Origin of the sequence: Pseudomonas sp., from assembly GCF_030696055.1 — a bacterium.
Lineage (GTDB): Bacteria > Pseudomonadota > Gammaproteobacteria > Pseudomonadales > Pseudomonadaceae > Aquipseudomonas.
Genome location: NZ_JAUYNP010000066.1, coordinates 1 through 3681 on the forward strand (window position 1 = coordinate 1; position 3681 = coordinate 3681).

Genomic DNA, 3681 nt, shown 5'->3' on the forward strand with positions numbered 1-3681 from the left:
CGCAGCAGATCGTAAACAGGTTCTTAGAGCTGCGGCTCGTTGCTGACGCCGTGTGGCACGTGCCCGGTGGCGACCACTTCGCGGGCTTTTTCGCAGTGGCCGGCCTGATCGTCGAAGAACACGTCGGCGCCGAAGGTTTCCAGGATCGCGGCTTTTTCCAGGCCGCCGAGGAAGAAGGATTCATCCAGGCGGATATTCCATTCGCGCAAGGTGCGGATCACCCGTTCGTGGGCCGGCGCCGAGCGGGCGGTGACCAGGGCGGTGCGAATCGGGCACTGTTCTTCGGGGAACTCCTGTTGCAGGCGGTGCAGGGCGGCGAGGAAGGGCTTGAACGGGCCGCCGCCAAGCAGTTCGCGGGCCGACTGGCGTTCATGGCTCTGGAAGGCCTCCAGGCCGGCCTGCTGGTAGACCCGCTCGGATTCATCGGAAAACAGCACGGCATCGCCGTCGAAGGCGATGCGCAGCTCATTGCTCGCCGCCCGGCGTGCGCCGCCGGAGAGAATGGTCGCCGCGCCAAAGCCGGCGCGCAGGGCGCTGCGCACATCTTCGGCGTGGGTGGAGAGAAACAAGTGGCAGCCAAAGGCGGCCAGGTAGGGATCGGGGCTGCGCCCACCTACAAAGGCGGCGCGGGAGATGCCCAGGCCATGGTGCTGGATCGAGTTGAAGGCGCGCAAACCGGTATCGGCGCTGTTGCGCGACACCAGAATCACCTCCACCCGTTGCTGTTGCAGGGCGCTGTTGAGGCCCAGGAGCTTCTCGACCAGGGGAAAGGCGTCGCCGGGGGCGAGGATCTCGTCCTCATGCTCGATCTGGTACTGGCGGTAGGCTTCGACGCCTTGCTGCTCGTAAATCAGGTGGCTGTCACGCAGATCGAACAGCGCCCGCGAGGAAATCGCCAGTACCAGCTTGTCGCCCAATCCCTTGCTCATATTTGCCCCTTGTCTTAGAACCTGTTTACGATCTCGCGAGCTAGAGCCAGGCAAGGCGCTACGTAGTAACAGCCTCCGGCTGGTCAAAACGCCGAGGAAGCGCAGTTTACGTGTTGTAAATGAGCATTCCGAGGCTGTTTTTAACGCCGGATGGCCGACGCGCAGCAGATCGTAAACAGGTTCTTACTGATTGCGTTGCTCGAGAAAGCGCAGCGCCTGATACAGCGCCTCGGTGCGCGGCATGGCGCAGCCGGCCTTGGCCGCAGCGGCCAGGGGCGCCGCATAGATGGCGTGCAGTTCGAGTGGCCGGTGCAGGACGAAGTCGTGGTACATGCTCGGCTGATAATCCGGCATGCGCTCGGTGGCCGCCAGCAGCTTGGCGGCAAAACCGGGCGGCAACGCATGGCCGCAGGCGGCTGCGGCGGCAACCACTTCCTGCATGATCGCCTCGATCAGCGCGCGGCTATCGGCATTGCCCATCAGGGCGCGGGTGGCGCTGCCCAGCAGCACCGCCAGGCCGTTGTACGGCACATTCCACACCAGTTTCTGCCAGCGCGCCTGCTCCAGATTGGCCATGGCCGTGGAGTCCAGACCGGCACTTTTGAACAGGCTGGCGCCTTGTTCGAGTATCTGCTGGCGTTCGGCGTCATCCGTGGCCGGCCCCGAGTGATAACCCAGGTTGACCCCGCCCAGGGCCTGATGCTCGATCACCCCCGGGGCGCTGCGGTGCACGCAGATAAAGCACAGGCCGCCGAGCAGGTGCAGGGACTCCGGCAGCAGCGGGCGTAACTCGTCCTCGACGCCCAGGCCGTTCTGCAGCAATACCACCTTGGCCCCCGGTGCGGCCGCCTGGGCGATGGCCGGGGCCAGTTCGGCATTGCTGGTGGTCTTCGCGCCTACCAGCAACCAGTCGCAGGGCGGCATCTCGGCGGCACTGCGATAGGCCTGCACCGGCTGCAGGCTGAGGGCGCCATGCACGGCGCTGTTGAGCTGCAAGCCCTGGCTGGCCACAGTGGTGAACTCACTGCGCAGCAGAAAATGCACGTCGAAGCCGGCGCGGGCCAGCAGCAAACCGTAGAAACCACCAATGGCACCGGCGCCGATAATGCCGATACGGGGGGATGCCTGCATCAGGGAAGCTCCTCAGCTGGGCGCGCCAAAGCGCCGTCTAGGGCAAGGGTTAGATCCGCGGCGCGCAAGCGGCTGTGCAGGGCGCCATAAAATTGTCCATCGCGCACCACGAAGAGTGCAGGCAGGCTAAATACCTCGTAACGCGCCACTAAACCGCCGTTGTAGGCCGCGTCGACCCAGGCCAATCGCGCCACTGGCAGGCTCAAACTCGGGAGTTCGCGGCGTGCCCAACGACAACTGGCACAGCCTATGCTGGTAAATATCAACAACGACGTACCAGGCAGGTCCAGTAGGTGGCGATCCGCATCAAAGTCGGTTAGTTCCAGTTCAGCCACTATACTGCCCTTGAGGTATCAAATTGATGGCATCAGAGGTAGTCAGAGATGCGTCATTTTCTGCGTCATCCCAGTGATATGCCAGTTGAGTTGGTCGTGCGCAAGCATGCTCCTGTGCCCAAGCAGCGCCTGAACAATATCAGTCTCGGTGGTGTGGCATGCAATTCCAAGCGCGCTTTCCGTCGCGGTACTGCAGTTGAACTGCGTATTCCGATCTTCGGTGAGCACGCCCGTTACCCCGGCGTGGTGGCCTGGTGCCACAGGCAAAGCGACGAGGGGTATCTGGTGGGAGTCGCCTTTGTCGACGAGGACACCCTGTTTCGCGCCCGCATGGTCGAGCAGGTCTGCCAGATTGAGCATTACCGCCACCAGCGCGAACACGAATTGGGCTATGCCTTGCCGGTCGAGGTGGTGGCCCAGGAGTGGATAGCGCAACATGCCGTGGAGTTTTCCCAGGCGAGTTTAAACCACTGATTGCACTCCTTCAGAGGCTTAACAGGCCGTTTTTAATGCCCCTTTCTTTTATCAAAAGGGGCAACCTAGGTAGTTTGCAACACCTGTTAACGCCTGTTAACAGCTTAAGGCCCATTGTCGAGCCCGCCCTTACGCGCTAAGGTTCGGCTTCCCCGCTGTGCTCATATTGCTGTGCTCCGCCACACGGGGAGCGCTGGCGGCCGGCACCCGTGACCTGACGACTCTGACCTGATGAAAAGCACGATGGCTGATTTACCGATTGATGACCTGAACGTTGCCTCCAACGAAACCCTGATAACCCCGGCACAGCTCAAGCGTGAAATCCCGCTGACCGAGACGGCGCTGCACACTGTCGCTCAGGGCCGCGAGGTCATTCGCAATATTCTCGATGGCACCGATCATCGCCTGTTCGTGGTGGTGGGGCCTTGCTCTATCCACGATATCAAGGCGGCCCACGAGTATGCCGAGCGCCTCAAGGCACTGGCCGCCGAGGTGTCGGACAGCCTCTATCTGGTCATGCGGGTGTATTTCGAGAAGCCGCGTACCACTGTCGGCTGGAAAGGTCTGATCAACGATCCCTTCCTGGACGACTCGTTCAAGATCCAGGACGGCCTGCATATCGGCCGCCAGCTGCTGCGCGACCTGGCGGAAATGGGCCTGCCCACCGCCACCGAAGCCCTCGACCCGATCTCCCCGCAGTACCTGCAGGACCTGATCAGCTGGTCGGCCATCGGCGCGCGCACCACCGAATCCCAGACTCACCGTGAAATGGCCTCCGGCCTGTCCTCGGCAGTCGGCTTCAAGAACGGCAC

Annotated in this window: 5 protein-coding genes; 2 read left to right on the plus strand and 3 right to left on the minus strand. The window is 62.5% G+C overall.

Features of this window, described 5'->3' with window-relative positions:
• Nucleotides 1–23 precede the first annotated feature (23 nt).
• From Q8Q83_RS03930 to Q8Q83_RS03940, 3 genes are all read right to left on the minus strand, one after another.
• Nucleotides 24–929 carry a 5'-nucleotidase gene (locus Q8Q83_RS03930; protein ID WP_305621308.1) on the minus strand — a complete coding sequence of 302 codons (906 nt, stop codon included), beginning with the start codon at nt 927–929 and terminating at the stop codon, nt 24–26.
• Nucleotides 930–1112: 183 nt separating this feature from the next.
• Nucleotides 1113–2060: a putative 2-dehydropantoate 2-reductase gene (locus Q8Q83_RS03935; RefSeq protein ID WP_305621310.1), complete on the minus strand. Its 948-nt coding sequence runs from the start codon at nt 2058–2060 to the stop codon at nt 1113–1115.
• Nucleotides 2060–2386 carry a thioredoxin family protein gene (locus Q8Q83_RS03940; RefSeq protein ID WP_305621316.1) on the minus strand — a complete coding sequence of 109 codons (327 nt, stop codon included), beginning with the start codon at nt 2384–2386 and terminating at the stop codon, nt 2060–2062. The genes Q8Q83_RS03935 and Q8Q83_RS03940 overlap by 1 nt, the downstream gene beginning before the upstream one ends.
• Before the next feature lie 57 nt (nt 2387–2443).
• On the opposite strand from Q8Q83_RS03940, the gene Q8Q83_RS03945 reads away from it, so the two are divergent.
• Both Q8Q83_RS03945 and Q8Q83_RS03950 read left to right on the plus strand, forming a co-directional pair.
• Nucleotides 2444–2869, plus strand: a complete 426-nt coding sequence (locus Q8Q83_RS03945; RefSeq protein ID WP_305621311.1) for a PilZ domain-containing protein — start codon at nt 2444–2446, stop codon at nt 2867–2869.
• Between the two features lie 243 nt (nt 2870–3112).
• On the plus strand, nt 3113–3681 hold a 569-nt coding region (locus tag Q8Q83_RS03950; RefSeq protein WP_305621313.1), incomplete at its 3' end, for a 3-deoxy-7-phosphoheptulonate synthase.